The organism is Marinitenerispora sediminis (genome assembly GCF_003336425.1).
Lineage (GTDB): Bacteria > Actinomycetota > Actinomycetes > Streptosporangiales > Streptosporangiaceae > Marinitenerispora > Marinitenerispora sediminis.
This window is the reverse complement of sequence record NZ_QEIO01000118.1, coordinates 1-17,585: the sequence shown is the minus strand read 5'-3', so window position 1 is coordinate 17,585 and position 17,585 is coordinate 1. Positions and strand designations below refer to the sequence as shown.

General features: G+C 71.6%; 12 protein-coding genes. 3 read left to right on the top strand and 9 right to left on the bottom strand.

Going from position 1 to position 17,585, the window contains the following annotated elements:
• Positions 1 to 220: 220 nt before the first annotated feature.
• From DEF28_RS19945 to DEF28_RS19935, 3 genes are all read right to left on the bottom strand, one after another.
• Complete coding sequence (locus tag DEF28_RS19945) at positions 221 to 742, bottom strand: flavin reductase family protein (RefSeq protein ID WP_114398100.1); 522 nt, start codon at positions 740 to 742, stop codon at positions 221 to 223.
• Complete coding sequence (gene sppA / locus DEF28_RS19940) at positions 739 to 2,469, bottom strand: signal peptide peptidase SppA (protein WP_114398110.1); 1,731 nt, start codon at positions 2,467 to 2,469, stop codon at positions 739 to 741. The genes DEF28_RS19945 and sppA overlap by 4 nt, the downstream gene beginning before the upstream one ends.
• 62 nt (positions 2,470 to 2,531) lie before the next feature.
• Positions 2,532 to 3,731 (bottom strand): glycoside hydrolase family 18 protein, encoded by a 1,200-nt coding sequence (locus tag DEF28_RS19935; RefSeq protein WP_114398101.1) that lies wholly within the window; start codon positions 3,729 to 3,731, stop codon positions 2,532 to 2,534.
• 97 nt (positions 3,732 to 3,828) lie between these two features.
• On the opposite strand from DEF28_RS19935, the gene DEF28_RS19930 reads away from it, so the two are divergent.
• Positions 3,829 to 4,512, top strand: coding sequence for a hypothetical protein (locus DEF28_RS19930; protein WP_114398102.1), 684 nt, complete (start codon positions 3,829 to 3,831; stop codon positions 4,510 to 4,512).
• 80 nt (positions 4,513 to 4,592) lie between these two features.
• Here the strand turns inward: DEF28_RS19930 and DEF28_RS19925 are convergent, their stop codons facing one another.
• Positions 4,593 to 4,853, bottom strand: a complete 261-nt coding sequence (locus DEF28_RS19925; protein WP_114398103.1) for a DUF397 domain-containing protein — start codon at positions 4,851 to 4,853, stop codon at positions 4,593 to 4,595.
• Between the two features lie 13 nt (positions 4,854 to 4,866).
• Complete coding sequence (locus DEF28_RS19920) at positions 4,867 to 5,733, bottom strand: helix-turn-helix domain-containing protein (RefSeq protein WP_147281078.1); 867 nt, start codon at positions 5,731 to 5,733, stop codon at positions 4,867 to 4,869.
• Positions 5,734 to 5,964: 231 nt separating this feature from the next.
• Between DEF28_RS19920 and DEF28_RS19915 the strand changes: the two genes are divergently transcribed.
• Positions 5,965 to 6,420 (top strand): ATP-binding protein, encoded by a 456-nt coding sequence (locus tag DEF28_RS19915; protein ID WP_147280131.1) that lies wholly within the window; start codon positions 5,965 to 5,967, stop codon positions 6,418 to 6,420.
• Positions 6,421 to 6,430: 10 nt separating this feature from the next.
• Here the strand turns inward: DEF28_RS19915 and glgB are convergent, their stop codons facing one another.
• The 4 genes from glgB to DEF28_RS19895 all read right to left on the bottom strand — a co-directional run bounded on the left by glgB (position 6,431) and on the right by DEF28_RS19895 (position 14,160).
• Complete coding sequence (gene glgB / locus DEF28_RS19910; protein ID WP_114398111.1) at positions 6,431 to 8,623, bottom strand: 1,4-alpha-glucan branching protein GlgB; 2,193 nt, start codon at positions 8,621 to 8,623, stop codon at positions 6,431 to 6,433.
• Positions 8,624 to 8,784: 161 nt separating this feature from the next.
• Entirely contained in the window at positions 8,785 to 10,176 is a 1,392-nt protein-coding gene (locus tag DEF28_RS19905) for a maltokinase N-terminal cap-like domain-containing protein (protein ID WP_114398106.1), read from the bottom strand.
• A 34-nt stretch (positions 10,177 to 10,210) separates the two neighbouring features.
• The gene (gene treS / locus DEF28_RS19900) at positions 10,211 to 12,073 is read right to left on the bottom strand and encodes a maltose alpha-D-glucosyltransferase (protein ID WP_233515425.1); all 1,863 of its coding nucleotides are present in this window, start codon (positions 12,071 to 12,073) and stop codon (positions 10,211 to 10,213) included.
• Between the two features lie 101 nt (positions 12,074 to 12,174).
• Positions 12,175 to 14,160, bottom strand: coding sequence for an alpha-1,4-glucan--maltose-1-phosphate maltosyltransferase (locus DEF28_RS19895; protein WP_181874308.1), 1,986 nt, complete (start codon positions 14,158 to 14,160; stop codon positions 12,175 to 12,177).
• A 521-nt stretch (positions 14,161 to 14,681) separates the two neighbouring features.
• Between DEF28_RS19895 and glgP the strand changes: the two genes are divergently transcribed.
• Positions 14,682 to 17,309, top strand: coding sequence for an alpha-glucan family phosphorylase (glgP, locus tag DEF28_RS19890; RefSeq protein WP_114398107.1), 2,628 nt, complete (start codon positions 14,682 to 14,684; stop codon positions 17,307 to 17,309).
• The last annotated feature ends 276 nt before the right edge of the window (positions 17,310 to 17,585 follow it).

Sequence of the window (17,585 nt, the reverse complement as noted above, 5' to 3'; positions counted from 1 at the left end):
GGTCGAGGGGGTCCGATGCGGGGGTCCGCTACGGGTCGGTCACAGGATCGCGGCGAGAACCAGTCCCACAGCGATGATCCCGAGGAAGGTCATAATGCCGTCCATGGGTTCATTGCACTCCTCTTCGCCGCGAGATTGAACTAGCCGCCGAGCTGTAACGACCTGCCATCCCCGGCACAGCGAGGTCCCGATCGGTAACGTCCGCGGGCCAGCGGCCCCCTCAGAGGGTGCGGTAGCGGCTCCCGTAGCGCAGCAGCGGCGACATCTCCACCGGAAGCCCGCCGACCTCCGGCAGCGAGTCCACGCCCGCCAGGTAGACGACATGGTCCCCGGCCTCGACCCGCCGAGTCACCGAGCACTCCAGCGCCGCGATCGCCGTGTCCAGCACCAGCGCCCCGGAGCGCACGCCCCGGTGGTGCGGTTCGCCGGCCAGCAGCAGCCGCGCGCTGGGCCGGCCCTCGGCGGCGAACCGGCCGGCGATGGCCTTGTGCTGCGCGCCGAGGACGTTCACCGCGAACCCCCGCTGCCGGTCCACGACTTCGGCCAGGTAGCTTCCGGCCCGCACGCTGACCATGACGATCGGCGGGTCCGCCGAGATCGACGCGAACGCGTTCACCGTGCTGCCGATGTCGTCGCGGCCGTCCCGGACGGTCACGACGGTGACCCCGGTGGCGAAGCGCGCCACCGTCTCGGTGAACTCGGCGGTGGCGAACGCCCCCGGGTCCGGCGGTTCCGCCGTCACCGGATCTCCCACGTGCCCGGCACCACCAGCGGTCCGGCGGCGGGGAGGCCGAGCCGGGCCGACAGCTCCGCCAGCGGGCCCCAGGAACTCAGCCGCAGCCGCGCCGCCGCGGCCGTGCGGTCCTCGCTGGACTCCGCCGGCACCAGCCGCTCCAGCGGGTGCGGGCGCGGGAAGGGCCGCAGCGCGGCGAGCGGCGGCAGACCGGCCTTCTCCCGGGCGATCCGGGCGGCGGTCTCGACCCCGCCGAGCGTGTCGACCAGCCCGTTCGCTGCCGCGTCGCGGCCGGTCCACACCCGGCCGCGCGCCAGCTCGTGGACGCGTTCCCGGCTCATCCCGCGCGAGGCGGCGACCTTCGCCGTGAAGTCGTCGTAGATGTGGTCCAGCATCGCGTTGACGCGCTCCCACTCCGACTCGGTGAACCCCCGGTCGCTGGCGAACATCCGGGCGTGCTCCCCGGCGTCGACGGAGTCGCTGGAGACGCCCAGGCGGCTCAGCAGGCCGGTCAGCACCGCCTTGCCGACGAACACCCCGATGGACCCGGTGAGGGTGCCGGGCTGCGCCACGATGGTGTCGGCGCCGAGCGCGACGAAGTACCCGCCGGAGCCCGCCACGTCGCCCATGGAGACCACCACCGGCGTCCCCGACTCGCGGGTCAGCCGCACCTCGCGCCAGATGGCGTCGGAGGCGATGTAGGAGCCGCCCGGGCTGTCGACCCGGAACACCACCGCCCGCACGTGCGGGTCCCGCCGGGCGGCGCGGAACGCCGCGGCCACCGTGTCGGAGCCCATGGCGCTGCCGCCGCCCAGCGGCGAGCGCCGGCTGCGGCCGGTCACGATCTGGCCCACGCCGGAGATGAGGCCCACGTAGTGCCGGCCGCGCGGCACCGCCGGGATGCGGTTGGCCAGCGCATGGGTGCGGTGGTAGCGGGCGACGTACTGCAGCCGCGGCGGCGCGTCGTGGGAGCCCGCCGCCGGCCGGAACCGGCCGAGGAGTTCGGCGTACACCTCGTCGCGGTAGCCGAGCCGGTCCACCAGGCCGGCCTCCAGCGCCTCGGCGGCCAGGAAGGGGCCGCGGTCGATGAGCGCCCGCACCTCCTCGGCGGGCCGGTGCCGGCCCTCGCCGATCCCCTCGACGATCTGCTCGGTCAGTGACTCCACGATGCGGCCGGCGGCCTCGCGGTGGGCGTCGGTGAAACCGCGCTCCGTCACCATGTTGACGGCGGTCTTGTACTCGTACCGCGCGCCGACCTCGTACTCGATGCCCAGCTTGTCGACGGCGTCGCGGAAGAACCTGTTGGTGACGCTGAGGCCGGTCAGCCCCACCGAGCCGGACGGCTGGAGGACGATCTCCTCGAACGCGGCGGCGAGGTAGTAGGGCACGGTGCCGGGACCGAACTCGCCGAAGGACTCGCTCCACGCCACGGTGGGCTTGCCCGACCGGCGGAACGCCGTGACGGCCGCGCGCAGCTCCTGCACCCGCCCGAAGCCGAGCGGCTGGCCGCCGATCCGCGCCACGAGGGCGCGCACCCTGGGGTCGCGCGCGGCGCGGCGGATCCCCTCGACGACGTCGGAGAGGCGGTGCCGGCGCAGCGCCATGACCTGGCCCAGCGGGTCACCCGGGGTCTCGTCGGTCAGGCCCTCCGTCAGGTCGAGTTCGAGCACCAGCGGCGCGGTGCGCCGCCGGTGGATCATCGCGACGGGCTCGATCAGCTTCCCCACATCCACCATGCCCACAGGCTAGTGGCTGGCGCCGCCGCGCGCCCGCATCCGCAGGGGGACCGGGCGGCCGGCTACCCGTGCATGGCCCGGACCAGGGACCCGTGGGAGTCGTCGTTGTCCAGCGACCACAGGCTCAGACCGCCCAGGCCGAGGTCCTTGGCGTAGGCGGCCTTCTGCCGCACGAGCTCCGGATCGTCATAGCTCCAGAACTCGTCGCCGTCGTACAGCCACAGCGCGCCGTACTCGCGGTCCCGGAACCGCTCACCGGGGCGTCGGACCAGGGTCCGGTAGTCCTCGCTGCCCGGCCCCCAGCTGCCCGCGGCGATGCCGCGCGCCTGCTGGTACAGCCCGTTGCGCTTGACCGGCACGCCCCGCCAACCGCGCCCCGAACCCGGGAGGCCCACGAGGAGCTTGGCCGGCGGCACGCCCATCTCCAGGTAGTTGAGCACTCCGGCGTCCACGCTCAGCCGGCAGGGCGACGGGTCGTCCGGCGGGGTGTAGAGCTGCGAGGCGTGGTTGGTGGTGAGGTCCCAGTCGCCGTGGAAGTCGTAGCCCTGGACGATGCCGAAGTCGAGGTAGCGGAAGACCTCCGGTTCGATGCCGGCCGCCACCCGCTCCCGGTCGGCCGGCAGGTAGGCGCTCATCTGCACCGGCCGCCCGGTGCGCCGGGTGAAGGCGTCGAGCTGCCGGCGGGTCTCGGCGAGCAGCAGCGTGAAGTTGTGCCGGTCGGCGTCGCGGACCACGTTGTGCTCGTTGCCGCCGGAGCCCGGCCACTCCCAGTCGAAGTCGATCGCGTCGAAGATGCCGGCGGCCGCGCCCGGGCCGCCCTGCGGCTCTCCCTCGGCGACGGGGAGGTCGCCGTCGAAGTACAGCGAGACGGCCGACGACGCGAAGGCGGCGCGCGACTCGGCCGTCAGCGCGGCGTTGGAGAAGTAGCGCGAGGCGTTCCAGCCGCCGAAGGAGATGCCGATCTTCAGCCGCGGGTGGCGGGCCTTGAGCTTGCGCAGCTGGTTGAAGTTGCCGGCCAGCGGCTGCTCGTACTTGTCCGCCCGCCCGTCGACGCTCTCCGAGGCGGAGAACCGGCGCTGGTAGTCGGCCCAGGCGTCGCCGGTGGCCTCCTCGGTCATGACGCACCGGCCGCTCTCGTCCAGCTCGCCGAACGCGTAGGTGAGGTGGGTGAGCCGGGCGGCCTGCCCGCTCGCGTGCACGTCCCGGACGAAGTAATGGCGGTCGTAGATACCCCATTGAGGGAAATAGCCGACGAATCGCACCTCGGTGTGTCCTCTCGCCTTCGGACGGGTGTGGCGCGGAACGCCAGATTCGCCCGCTATCGTCGGTGAGGTCAAGCTCCATTGAGAAGGGAATCGCATGTCTGGCACGCCCGGCCGATCGCGGTTCAAGGCGTTAACCCCCGGCCTCGCGACCCTGGCCGCCGTGCTGACGGCGGTGGCCGGATGCGGCGGAGGCTCGGTCGACACCGCCGCTCTGGAGGGAGGGCCGAGTCCGGACGCCACGTACGGTGGGGCGGTGCCCGCGGTGGAGGCGCCGGCGGCGGACGAGCTGACGCCGACCGACGTCGAGGGCATCGAGATCGCGGTCCCGGAGGGCTGGGAGGCGGAGGCGGCAGACGGAGTCCTCTGCATCCGGCCGCCGGGACAGCAGGAGTGCGGGTACGGTGCCGTGCAGGTGCGTCCGCACGCGGCCCAGCGCGACCCCGACTCCTGGCCGAAGCGGGGGGACGCGTTCAACCAGGACGACGGCTGGGCGGCCGAACCGGACACCTGCCGCAGCCTGGCCACCGCCGAGGCCGGCGACGTGGGGGTCGCCTCGGCGACGCAGGACGTCGCCGACTTCACCGAGCACGCCGACGGCCTGAAGTCGCACCACTCGGTGTGGACGGTGACGTGCGAGAACGACGAGACCTTCGAGGTCCGGCTGTGGTTCCTGCCCAAGAGTGACGTGGCGGTGTACGTCTGGTCCGTGGACGCGCAGTACTCCGCGGTCTACGACCAGATCGCCGCCTCCATGGACGTCACCGAGTACAACAAGTAACCCGGAGCTGCCGGCCCGGACCGGGGCCGCGCGGGGCAGGCGCCGGTCGCGACCGGCGCCTGCGGCGTTTCCCGGCCTGGTCAGAGGATCCCGCTCTTGACGGACGTGAGGAACGCCGACCACTCCGCCGAGGCGAAGTAGAGCGCGGCCTGGCCCGGTGTCCGGGAGTCGCGCACGCCGGACGAGAACGCGGCCGTTCCCCGGGATACGCGGCAGGGGTGGGCCGGGCGGATTTCAGTATTGAAATGTCCCACTTCAACGCATGCACCCCCTGATGCGCTATAGGTGGACTTCCTCCATGAATTGAGATTCGCGTGCCGCGATGGGGGATTCGTTATCATTCAGCCACTCTCCTTAGAGCTCCCTGATGATGCCCGCAATCAGGGACCGCCCCAGATCACCGCCGACTCCCGCGAGGCGCAGCTGGTTGAAAAGGGCGTCGTGCCGGGCGACATCAGTTTCACTTTCGAGGAAGAGGTTACTGCTGTTTCCCTCCACATAGACAGTTGTCAGCCCATAATCGGCCAACCGCATGATCATGAAGCTGGGCAATGGCATGCCGACATGGACGCCGGCGGTAAAGGGGATGACTTGGAGTGTAATTCTGGGGTGCTCCATTAGCTCCAGAAGATGGCTCAACTGGTCCCGCATCACCTTGCGGTCGCCGGCCAGTTGGCGCAGGGCGGCCTCGCCCATGATCACCCAGAGTTGGCAGTCGGACTCCCGGTAGAAGCGCCGCTGCCGCGCGAGCCGGACCTCCACCTCCTGCTCCACGGGGGTCGGATTCCCGCGCGGGGCGGTGCCGCGGATGACCTCGCGGGCGTAGTCCTCGGTCTGCAGCAGCCCCGTGATGATGCTGCTCTCGTAGATCTCGATCTCGGAGGCGTCGGCCTCCAGGCCGATGAACGTGCCGTACCGCTGGCCGAGGTCGTACGACTGCCACCAGCCTCTTTTGCCCGCTTGTCGCCGCAATTCGACCAGTGCGTCCATTTCCTCGGCCGTCAACTGGTAGTACCGCGCGAGCTGTTTCAGCTCCTTTTCGCGCGGCACGCGCTCGGTGGACTCCCAGCGGCCCACCGTCGCGGAGTTGACTTCGAGGACCTTGGCGACTTCCGTCCGGTTCATCTTGTGGGCGAGGCGGAGTCGTTGGAGCTCCCGTGCGAGCTGCCAGAGTGCGACAGTGGGGCTGCCTGAACGCGACGGCATGGCTCTGATCCTCACGAAAAAAAGACTAATGCAATCTGCCGAAACAGGTTGCCGTGGTCTGACTGCCGGGGCACACTTCTAACTATCGCGGTGCCGACACGACTACGCAGCGCTTCCTGTGAAGTCATGCCGAGGCCGCATAAAACAGCGGCCCTGGCCGAGTGAAGGCAGCACTCGGCCAGGGCCTCGCTCAACTCACCTGTGGACCCAGGGAGCTGAACCGTGACCAACGTTATCCCCCCGATCATGCAATTGCATCCAGGCATGGCGTGGGGCACTCCGTCGAGCCGCTGCGGGTTCTCGGGGCAGCGAAGAGCGGTGCAGTCGTGCCGCGACTTCGTGGCCGACACGCTGCGCACCGCCGAGTTCCGCTACCCCCTCCAGGTATGGGACGACCTGCTGCTGTGCGCCAGTGAGCTCGCGACCAACGCCATCCGGCACACCCGCTCCGGCGACCACGAGGGAGTCTTCACCGCCGTGCTCTACCTGCGCCGCGCGTGGGTGGGCCTGGAGGTGCAGGACCTCGGCCCGCGCGACGAGGTCCCGACGGTCCCGTGCCCGCTGGCCGACGCCCTGGACGACCCCCTGGCCACGTCGGGACGCGGCCTGGCGATGATCGGCTTGTGCTCGCGCGGACGGTACGGCTTCGCGGCCCCGCCCGAGGCCCCGGTGCACAGCACGTGGTGCGCGCTCGCGGCCTGAGCGCCGCGTCCTACCCCGGTCCGCCCGGGACGAGCCACACGGTCGCCAGCGGCGGGTACGCCAGCACCGCCGACGCGGGCTGGCCGTTCCACGGCTCCGGCTCCGCCACGACGCCCCCGGGCTGGCCGACGCCGCTTCCTCCGTAGCCGGCGGCGTCGGTGTTCAGCACCTCGCGCCACGGGCCGGCGAACGGCAGCCCGACCCGGCGCCCCGGGTGGGGCGTGCCCGAGAAGTTCACCAGGCAGGCCAGGACGGACCCGTCGTCGCCGTGCCGCAGGAAGGACAGCGTGTTCCCGGCGGCGTCGCCGCCGTCGATCCAGGTGAACCCGCCCGGTTCGCAGTCGCGCGACCACAGCGCCGGAGCGGTCCGGTACAGCCGGTTGAGGTCGGCGACCAGCCGCCGGACCCCCGCGTGGTGCGGATGGTCGAGCAGCCACCACTGCACCCCGTCCTCGTGCGACCACTCCTCGCCCTGGGCGATCTCGCCGCCCATGAAGAGCAGCTGCTTGCCGGGGTGGGCCCACATGTAGCCGAACAGCGCGCGCAGGTTGGCGCAGCGCTGCCACTCGTCCCCGGGCATCTTGTTCAGCAGCGACCGCTTGCCGTGGACCACCTCGTCGTGCGAGAGCGGCAGCACGTAGTTCTCGCTGTAGGCGTACACCATGGAGAACGTGAGCTCGTTGTGGTGGTGGCTCCGGTGCACGGGATCGCGGCGCAGGTAGTGCAGCGTGTCGTGCATCCAGCCCATGTTCCACTTGAACCCGAACCCCAGCCCTCCGGAGTCGGTCGGCCGGCACACCCCGGGCCAGGCCGTGGACTCCTCCGCGATCAGCGTGACGCCCGGACTGCGGCGGTAGGCGGTGGCGGTCAGCTCCTGCAGGAACGCGATGGCCTCCAGGTTCTCGCGCCCCCCGTACTGGTTCGGTGCCCACTCGCCGGACTCCCGGGAGTAGTCCAGGTACAGCATCGAGGCCACGGCGTCGACCCGCAGGCCGTCGATGTGGAACTCCTCCAGCCAGTACAGCGCGTTGGCCACCAGGAAGTTGCGGACCTCGGCGCGCCCGTAGTCGAAGATCAGCGTGCCCCAGTCCGGGTGCTCGCCGCGCCGCGGGTCGGGGTGCTCGTACAGCGGGGTGCCGTCGAACCGGGCGAGCGCCCACTCGTCGCGCGGAAAGTGCGCCGGCACCCAGTCGAGCAGCACCCCGACGCCCGCGCGGTGCAGCTCGTCGATGAGCAGCCGGAACCCGTCGGGGGAGCCGAAGCGCGAGGTGGGCGCGTAGTAGGAGGTCACCTGGTAGCCCCACGAGCCGCCGAACGGGTGCTCGGCCACCGGCAGGAACTCCACATGGGTGAAGCCCATCTCGCGCACGTAGGACACCAGTTCGGTGGCCAGCCGCTCGTAGGAGAGCCCGGGCCGCCAGGAGCCCAGGTGCACCTCGTAGACGCTCATGGGCCGGCGCGTCCAGTCGCCGTCGGCGCGGCGGGCCAGCCAGTCGCCGTCGCGCCAGCGGTGGTCGGAGGTGTGCACCACCGACGCCGTCGCCGGCGGCCGCTCGGTGGCGAAGGCGACCGGGTCGGCCTTCTCCCGCCAGACGCCGTCGGTCCCGAGCACCTGGTACTTGTAGCGTGTGCCGTCGCCGACGCCGGGCACGAACAGCTCCCACACACCGGAGCGGCCGAGTGAGCGCATGGGGTGCGCGGTGCCGTCCCAGTGGTTGAAGTCGCCGATGACCCGCACCCCGTGCGCCGCGGGCGCCCAGACCGCGAACGACGTGCCGGCGGTCTCGCCCAGCACCGAGGGGAACCGCCGGGTGTGCGCGCCCAGCACCCGCCACAGCTCCTCATGCCGGCCCTCGCCGATGAGGTGCAGGTCGAGCTCGCCCACCGTGGGCAGGTGGCGGTAGGGGTCGTCCACCAGCGTCTCGGGCTCGTCGGGGGAGTAGCGCACGTCGAGCCGGTAGTCCGGGACCGGGCCACCGGGCGGCGCGGCGGTCGGCAGCACCGCCGCGAACACCCCGCCGTGCAGGTGCGCGAGCTCCAGCCGCGTGCCGTCGGCCAGCACCGCGTGCACCGACCGCGCGAGCGGCCGCAGGGTGCGCAGCACCACGCCCTCGGGGCAGGGATGCGCCCCCAGGACGCGGTGCGGATCGTGGTGCCGACCCGCGATGAGCTGGTCGATCTCGGCGATGAGCGCGTCGTCCATCAGGATCCCGTCCTCGTGCCAGGGGGCCGCGCCGGCCGCGGTTCTTTCCGTCTCCGTACCCGGGCGACCCGGAACGTCCCGGGTGCGGCTCCGCACGGCCGCGTCACCGAAGGCCGTCCCGGCGCGGCTCCGCGCGGCCGACCGGCCGCCGCCACCCGGGGTCATCCCGCCAGCGCGGCGATCGAGTCGAGGGGGATGCGCAGCCAGGACGGCCGGTGCCGGGCCTCGTACAGCACCTCGTACACCGCCTTGTCGTACTCGAACGCGCGCAGCACGGTCTGGTGCTTCTCGGGGTCGATGCCGCCGCCGTAGGCGTAGCCGACCGAGAACGCCTCCCGGTTGCGCTGCGCCCACGCCCGGGCGGTCCCGGCCAGCTCGGGCGCCCGCGGATGCCCGATGAGCTGGTGCCGCGCCGCGTAGTCGAAGGAGCGCAGCATGCCGGCCACGTCGCGCAGCGGACTGGAGAGCCGCTGCCGCTCGGCGACCGGCACCGCCGGCTCGCCCTCGAAGTCCAGCAGTACCCACCCCCCGTCGGTGCGCACCACCTGGCCCAGGTGGTAGTCACCGTGCACCCGCTGCACGGGCAGCGGCGCGTCCAGCCGGGCGAAGGCGTCGAACGCCGCCCGCAGCGCGGAGGCGTAGGGGGCGAGCGCGTCGACCTCGCGCACCGCGCGGTGCAGCCGCCCGGCCATGGCGCCGGCCATGGCCGCCAGCGCCGCCGGTGACAGGACGTCGGTCGGCAGCGCGCGGGCGAGGTCGCGGTGCACCGCGGCGGTGGCCGAGCCCAGCCGCTCGGCCTCGCCGGCGAAGTCGCCCCCGGCGTCGGCCGGCGCGATCTCCGGCGAACCGTAGAGGTCGCGCACACTGGTGGCCGCCAGCACCCAGCCGTCGGTCGCGCTGCGCAGGTACTCCTGGAGCATGGCCAGCGTCGTGGGCACCTGGTCGCCGGTGTGCGGGTCGGCCAGGTCCGCCTCGATCCAGCCGTAGGGCCGGGCCACGAACGGGGACCCGGCCAGCGCCGCCGTGACCTCGAGGTCGGGGTTGTGCCCCGGCCACAGCCGGCGGAACAGCTTGAGGATGTACTCCTCGTCGAAGACCAGCGACGTGTTGGACTGCTCGCCGGTGAGCACCAGGCTGCGCAGCCCGCGGCGGATGGCGACCCCGGGCAGCCGGCGGAACCGCACCGCCCGCCCGGAGCCGTCCTCGGCGAGGCGCTGCAGGAGCAGCCCGGTGAGCTCCGGGTCGTGCGCGCCGTCGTAGACGTCGCGCACGACCGTCCCGCCGGACCCCTCCAGCGCGAGTTCGCAGGAGCCGATGGACGCGTGCCGCAGATCGCTCCCGAGCGTTCCCGCGCGCCGCAGCCCGAGGAGCACCTGGTAGCGGTCGGCCACGCCTCCCTGGCCGACGGCGACCACCAGCGCCCGCAGTCCGGGCACACCGGGGATGATGACGTGCTGCTCCTCCACCGTGACGGTGTCGACGGGCAGCCCCTTCCCGGCGAACCAGCGCTGCTGCGGGATCCAGGTGGCCAGAAGCTCCTCAAGCTGGGTCATGGTGCGGTGTTCCTGTTCCGTCGCTCCCTCGTGGTCAGGCCGGGGCAGAGGCCCGGGAACCGGCGTCCCGGGCGCGCCGCGTGTACTCGGACGCGCTCGCCGGCTCGCGTTCTCGCGCCGTCGGTGCGGTGGGGCCTTCGGCGGGCGGCGGTGCCGTCGCGGCGTCCGAGGCCGGAGGGACCGGGATCGCGGTCTCGGCGTGGTCGGCGCCGTCGACCGTCTCGCGCGGCGGCAGCTGGAACCAGTAGAAGCCGTGCCCGGGCAGGGTCAGCAGGTAGGGCAGCTCCCCGATGGCCGGGAACTGCACCCCGCCGGTGCACTCGACGGGCGTGACCCCGCGGAACCTGCGCAGGTCCAGCTCGACCGGCTGCGGGAACCTGGACAGGTTGTTCACGCACAGCATCCGGTCGTCGCCGTACTCGCGGACGAACGCCAGCACGCTCGGGTTGCTCGCGTGCAGCTCGGTGAAGTCGCCGGTACCGAACACCGGGTGCCGCTTGCGGATCTGGATCATCTTCCGGGTCCAGTTCAGCAGCGAGCTGGGGTTGTCACGCTGCGCCTCCACGTTGAGCGCCTGGTAGCCGTACACCGGGTCCATGATCAGCGGCAGGTACAGCCGTGCCGGGTCGCACCGGGAGAACCCGGCGTTGCGGTCCGACGTCCACTGCATGGGGGTGCGCACCGCGTCGCGGTCGCCGAGCCAGATGTTGTCGCCCATGCCGATCTCGTCGCCGTAGTAGAGCACCGGCGAGCCGGGCAGCGACAGCAGCAGGGCGGTGAACAGCTCGATCTGGTTCTGGTCGTTGTCCAGGAGCGGCGCGAGCCGCCGGCGGATGCCCACGTTCGCGCGCATCCGCGGATCCTTGGCGTACTCGGAGTACATGTAGTCGCGCTCCTCGTCGGTGACCATCTCCAGCGTCAACTCGTCGTGGTTGCGCAGGAAGATGGCCCACTGGCAGTTGCGCGGGATCTCCGGGGTCTGGGCCAGGATCTCCGAGATGGGGTAGCGCTGCTCGCGCCGCACGGCCATGAACATCCGCGGCATCAGCGGGAAGTGGAAGTTCATGTGGCACTCGTCGCCGCCGGACTCGAAGTCGCCGAAGTAGTCGACGACGTCGGAGGGCCACTGGTTGGCCTCGCTCAGCAGCACGCGGTCGGGGTAGAGCCGGTCGACCTCGGCCCGGATCCGCTTGAGGAACTCGTGGGTCTCCTTGAGGTTCTCGCAGTTGGTGCCCTCGCGCTCGTACAGGTAGGGCACGGCGTCGAGGCGGAAGCCGTCGATGCCGAGGTCCAGCCAGAAGCGCAGCACCTCCAGGATCGCCTCCTGGACCGCCGGGTTCTCGAAGTTGAGGTCCGGCTGGTGCGAGAAGAAGCGGTGCCAGTAGTACTGGCCGCGCACCTCGTCGTAGGTCCAGTTGGACTGCTCGGTGTCCACGAAGATGATGCGGGCGTCGGCGTAGCGCTCCGTGCTGTCGGACCAGACGTAGAAGTCGCCGTAGGGGCCGTCGGGGTCCTCGCGGGAGGCCTTGAACCACGGGTGCTGGTCGCTGGTGTGGTTCATGACGAGGTCGGCGATGACGCGGATCCCGCGCTTGTGCGCCTGGTCGACGAGCTCCACGAAGTCGGCGATCTGCCCGAACTCCGGCAGGATCTTCATGTAGTCGGCGATGTCGTAGCCGCCGTCGCGCAGCGGCGACTCGTACAGCGGCAGCAGCCAGATGCAGTCGATGCCCAGCCACTCCAGGTAGTCCAACTTGTCGATCAGGCCACGGAGGTCGCCGGTGCCGTCGCCGTTGGAATCGTAGAATCCCCTGGCGAGCACCTCGTAGAAGACCGCGTGCTTGTACCAGTACGGATCGCGCGGCTTCTCGTGGGTGAAGGTGTCGGGTACGGCCACGAGGGGCGTGAGGCTGCTGTCGGTTCCCGGCTCGGGTGTGCTCACTAGTACTCCACCGGTTGGCTGTCCAGTTCCCGGCCGACGGAAGGCTCCACTGCGTGTCACCTCGGAGTGCTTCCGGCGGGGGTGACTGTGAATACGTGTGCGGTCTGAACGTGCGGGTCGAGACGGACGTAGTTGGCCCGTCCCCAGTGGTACGAAGCGCCCGACAGATGGTCCGCGACGATGATCGGATCGTCGGAGGAGACCCCCAGGGCGGGCATGTCGAGCCACACCGTCGCCTCGCGCGTGTGGTGCGGATCGAGATTGACGACCACCAGGACGACGTCGTCGGATCCCTGGTCGCCGGCCCCGGCCAGCCGTTTGGAATAGCAGATCAGTTCCGGTTGGTCGACGTGGTGGAACCGCAGGTTACGCAGCTCCTGCAACGCCGGATGATCGCGTCGTATCGAGTTTAGCCTGCGTATCAGAGCCGTGACGGTGTTTCCGGTAGCTTCCGCCGCGGCCCAGTCACGGGGCCGGTACTGGTACTTCTCCGAGTCCAGGTACTCCTCGCTGCCGGGACGCACCGCCTGGTTCTCGCAGAGCTCGTAGCCCGAGTAGATCCCCCACGTCGGCGAGAGCGTCGCCGCGAGCACCGCGCGGATCTCGAAGGCGGGCCGGCCGCCGTGCTGCAGGTAGGCGTGCAGGATGTCCGGCGTGTTGGCGAAGAAGTTCGGGCGCATGTAGGCGGCGGTGCCCCCGCTGAGGTCGGTGAGGTACTCCTCCAGCTCGTCCTTGGTGTTGCGCCACGTGAAGTAGGTGTAGGACTGGTGGAACCCGATCTTGGCCAGGGTGTGCATCATCGCCGGCCGGGTGAACGCCTCGGCGAGGAACAGCACGTCGGGGTCGGTGCGGGCGATGTCGGCCAGCAGCCGCTCCCAGAACGCCACGGGCTTGGTGTGCGGGTTGTCCACCCGGAAGATCCGGACGCCGTGCGCCATCCAGTGCCGCACGATCCGCAGCACCTCGGCGTAGACGCCCTCCGGGTCCCGGTCGAAGTTGATCGGATAGATGTCCTGGTACTTCTTCGGCGGGTTCTCCGCGTAGGCGATCGAGCCGTCGGCGCGGACGGTGAACCACTCGGGGTGCTCGGCCACCCACGGGTGGTCGGGGGACGCCTGCAGGGCGAGGTCGAGCGCGACCTCCAGCCCGAGCGCGCGGGCCTCGGCGACGAAGGCGTCGAAGTCCTCGATCGTGCCGAGGGCGGGGTCGACGGCGTCGTGGCCGCCCTCGTGCGATCCGATGGCCCACGGTGAGCCGGGATCGCCCGGCTGCGGGGTCAGCGTGTTGTTGCGCCCCTTGCGGAAGGAGTGCCCGACCGGGTGGATCGGCGGCAGGTACACCACGTCGAAGCCCATGTCGGCGATGGCGGGCAGCCGCTTGGCCGCGGTGGCGAAGGTGCCCGACCGGGGCTCGCCGTCCCCGCCGTTCAGCACGGCCCCCTCGGAGCGCGGGAAGAACTCGTACCAGGAGCCGAAGAGCGCCCGCCTGCGGTGCACCACGACGGGGTGGCGGGGGGACCGGGTGACGAGTTCGCGCAGTGGGGCGGCTGCCAGTTCCGCGGCGACCTCGGGGGCCACCGCGGCCCGCAGCCGCTCGCCGGCCGGCAGCGCGCGGTCGCGCATCCGCCGCGCGACCTCCGCGAGCGCGGGCCGGCGGGGTACCCGCCGGGCGGCGCGGTCCAGCAGCCGGGCGCCCTCCTCCAGCATGAGTTCCGTGTCCTGGCCGAGCGGGATCTTGATCTCGGCGTCGTGCCGCCAGGTGGCATAGGGGTCGGTCCACGCCTCGACGGCGAACCTCCACTCGCCCTCCGAGGTCACGGTCACGTCGGCACTGTGCCGGTCCGTGCCGGGGACGGTCTCGGACATGGGGACGAGGGGCTGCCGGCGGCCCTCCGGATCCCACAGGACCACCCCGGCGCGCAGCGAGTCGTGGCCCTCGCGGAACACGGTGGCGCTCACGGGGAAGGTCTCGCCGACGACGGCTTTCGCCGTGCCGCAGTCGACAGCAGGGGCGACGTCGAGAATGGGAAAGCGTCCGATCACAGGTGCACCGTAGATGTCGAGTGTGGGCGGGGCTGATGCCGTGCGGCGACGGCGTCCGCGCATTCCGGTGGACAGCACGGGACGGCCGAAAGGCCCGCTATTCGGGACCCTCGGGCGGAGACGTACGAGGCGCCTCAATCTCTATCGTCGGCTGGAATGGGCGACTCTCCGACAGTCCGGCCGCGTCTAATTTTGTGATTGTACTCACAGGGTACCTGGCCGGCTCTGACATGGCATTTCGTATGGCCGGGCGAGTAGTTGGGCAAAGCGGACAGGGGGTGGCGTCGGCGTGCGTGTGCGGAGCGTAACCGCGGTGTTAAGTGCGCGAAAACGCGCTGGGTATCTGCCCGGAAAACAGTAAAATTCGCGTCCAAGGCGGACGGGAAGTAACTTTCGCCCGCCTATTTCGTGCCGGTGCGGTCCGGCGTGCCGCACCGTCGGAGAACCGAATTCCCGACACACCCGGTGGGACCACCCGAACAGCTCGCATCGCGGCGACCGATTGAACTAGCCTCCGCTGCGTGAAGGCGATCCGTAGGTTCACCGTCCGTACCGTCCTGCCCGAGGAACTCGCCGCGCTGGGTCGGCTCGCTGCCAACCTCCGCTGGGCTTGGCACGTCCCGACCCGCGAGGTGTTCGCCGCCGTCGACCCCGCTCTGTGGGAGGCGGTCGACCACGACCCGCTCCGGCTGCTCGGGGAGGTCGGCGCCGAGCGCCTCGCGGAGCTCGCCGCGGACGAGGCGTTCCGTGCGCGGCTGCGGGCCGCGGCGGACGACCTCGACGGCTACCTGACCGAACCGCGCTGGTACCAGGGCCTGCCCCGGGACACCGGCGCCGAGCCGCCCGCCGCCATCGCCTACTTCTCGGCCGAGTACGGGCTGACCGCGGCCCTGCCGCAGTACTCCGGCGGGCTGGGCATCCTGGCCGGCGACCACCTCAAGAGCGCCAGCGACCTCGGCGTGCCGCTCATCGGCGTGGGGCTGCTCTATCGGCACGGATACTTCTCCCAGTCGCTGTCCCCCGAGGGCTGGCAGCTGGAGGAGTACCCCGAACTGGACCCGCGGGGGCTGCCGGTGACCCGGCTGCGGCACCCGGACGGCGCGCCCGCGGAGGTCCGGATCGGGCTGCCGGGCGACCGCGGGCTCACCGCGCACGTGTGGGTCGCGCGGGTCGGCCGGGTCCCGCTGCTGCTGCTCGACGCCGACCACGAGGCCAACGACGCCGAGCTGCGGCGGGTGACCGACCGTCTCTACGGTGGCGGCACCGAGCACCGGCTGCGCCAGGAACTGCTCCTCGGGATCGGCGGCCTGCGCGCCGTGCGCGCCTACTGCGCGCTGACCGGGCATCCGGCCCCCGAGGTGTTCCACATGAACGAGGGGCACGCCGGCTTCCTCGGCCTGGAGCGGGTCCGCGAGTACGTCACCGGCGACGGCCTCACCTTCGAGCAGGCCGTGGAGGCCACCCGCGCCGGTACCGTCTTCACCACGCACACGCCGGTGCCCGCGGGGATCGACCGCTTCCCCCGCGAGCTGGTGCAGCGGCACTTCGCCGACGACGGGACCGTCGAAGGGCTGCCTCCCGACCAGGTCATGGCGCTCGGCACCGAGAACTACGAGGGCGGCGACCCCAACGTCTTCAACATGGCCGTGATGGGGATGCGGCTGGCGCAGCGGGTCAACGGTGTCAGCCGGCTGCACGGCGCCGTGAGCCGGGAGATGTTCCGCGGGCTGTGGCCCGGATTCGACGCCGACGAGGTGCCGATCACCTCCATCACCAACGGCGTGCACGCCCGCACCTGGGTGGCGGAGGAGGCCCAGGAGCTGGCGCGCCGGATGGTCGCCGACTCCGACGAGTTCGAGCGCCCCGAGGGCTGGCGCAAGGTGACCGGGGCCGACGAGCGCGACCTGTGGGAGATGCGGCGCACGCTGCGCCGCCGCCTCGTCGAGGACGCCCGCCGGCGGCTGCGGCGCTCGTGGCGGCGGCGCGGCGCCAGCCACGCCGAACTCGGCTGGATCGACGACGTGCTCGACCCCGACGTGCTGACGATCGGGTTCGCCCGGCGGGTCCCCTCCTACAAGCGGCTCACCCTGATGCTGCGCGACCGCGAGCGGCTGCGCCGGCTGCTCCTGCACCCGGAGCGTCCCGTCCAGATCGTCATCTCGGGCAAGGCGCATCCCGCCGACGAGGGCGGCAAGCGGCTCATCCAGGAGATCGTGCGGTTCGCCGACGACCCGGCCGTCCGCCACCGCGTCGTCTTCCTGCCGGACTACGACATGGCGGTCGCGCGCTCGCTGGTGCAGGGCAGCGACGTGTGGCTGAACAACCCGCTCCGGCCGCTGGAGGCGTGCGGAACGTCGGGGATGAAGGTCGCCCTGAACGGCGGGCTGAACCTGTCCGTGCGCGACGGGTGGTGGGACGAGTGGTTCGACGGCTCCAACGGCTGGGCCATCCCCACCGCCGACAACGTGGCGGACCCCGACCGCCGCGACGACCTGGAGGCCGCCGCGCTCTACTCGCTGATCGAGGAGCAGGTGGCGCCGCTGTTCTACGACCACGACGAGGGCGGCCTGCCCAAGCGGTGGCTGGAGATGGTCAAGCACACCCTCGTCTCGCTCGGCCCCAAGGTGCTGGCCACGCGCATGGTGCGGGACTACGTCCGCGAGCTGTACCAGGGCGCCGCCGACTCCTCGCGCAGCCTCGCGGCCGACGGGCTGGCGGGGGTACGGGAGCTCGCCGCCTGGAAGCAGCGCGTCGTCCAGGCGTGGCCGGGCGTGCACGTCGAGCACGTGGAGGCCGCCGGCACGGCCGACCCGCCGCAGGCGGGTGACGAACTCGACGTGCGCGCCACTCTGGTGCTCGGCGACCTGGACCCGGCCGACGTCCGCGTGGAGGCGGCCCTGGGCCGCGTCGGCCCGGAGGACGAACTCGTGGACCCGTCGCTGGTCCGGCTCGAACCGGTCGCACAGGAGGCCCCGGACGGCCCCCTCGTCCGCTACGCCGGCCGCATCCCGCTGCACCGCGCCGGAGCCTTCGGCTACACGGTCCGCGTGCTCCCGGACCACCCGCTGCTCAGGCATCCGGCGGAACTCGGCCTGATCGTGGCCCCGGAGCCCCCGGGCGAGATGCGCGACGGTGCGGTGCTTCGCTAGGCCGTGTTTGTTGAGCGGGTGAGGTCGTGTAGCCGGATGCGGATGGAGGGGACGTGGACGGTTGCGTCATCGACCGCGGTCCTCGTGCCGTACCTGGTCGCGACCGCGTGGTTCTGCTTGAGCGGGTTGGTCGATCTCCCGATGGTGGTGCGGCCGCGGTAGGCGGCCCGGTCGAACGCCGGAGGGCGCCCGCCCGCTCGCCGATCCGCGCCTGGGGGCGGTTCTCGCGCTGGTCGGTGGGCTGGGGGATGGTCGCCGTGATGTCGCGGCGGGCGC